The sequence below is a fragment of the Exiguobacterium sp. HSB13 genome (assembly GCF_056764755.1).
In genome coordinates this window covers 1-455 of sequence record NZ_JBUZOM010000043.1, presented here as the reverse complement: position 1 = coordinate 455, position 455 = coordinate 1, and the positions used below count along the sequence as shown (strand labels likewise).

Annotated in this window: 1 protein-coding gene; it reads right to left on the bottom strand. The window is 45.1% G+C overall.

Features of this window, described 5'->3' with window-relative positions:
- Positions 1–36 precede the first annotated feature (36 nt).
- Positions 37–252, bottom strand: a complete 216-nt coding sequence (locus tag ACZGCQ_RS16970; protein ID WP_481266893.1) for a hypothetical protein — start codon at positions 250–252, stop codon at positions 37–39.
- Positions 253–455 lie beyond the last annotated feature (203 nt).

Sequence of the window (455 nt, the reverse complement as noted above, 5' to 3'; positions counted from 1 at the left end):
ATGGTGTTCAAGAGACAGGTACCAGACGATTCCTCTTTATTGCATTTTCGAAAAACCAACGGCAGCAAACGTGGCATGACGACGAATGTACCAAACGAGAAAGAGTGCTGACGCTACTTCGCCAACAATCGCGATCCGTAACAACTCTGGATCACCGTAACGAATGCCGAAGCCACATGCCGAGAAAGCCATGACGATACCCATGATGACGAAGATGACGGTTGCCGTGACGATGGTGTTCCGCTTATCCACTATCAGGACCTCCTTTTCAAACGAGCGACCTTCCTTCTGTATCATTGATTTACCTTTTTGTCAGAGAAATGAACCTTTTTTTCTTCACGACCTTGCAGTACAAAATAGCTTAGCGTATCATTACCTTGTAATACCAAGTAGCGAAAGGAAGAGGCGGATGTCTTCGACACAAATGTTAAAAAGGATTCTTGACGGCAGTTTAC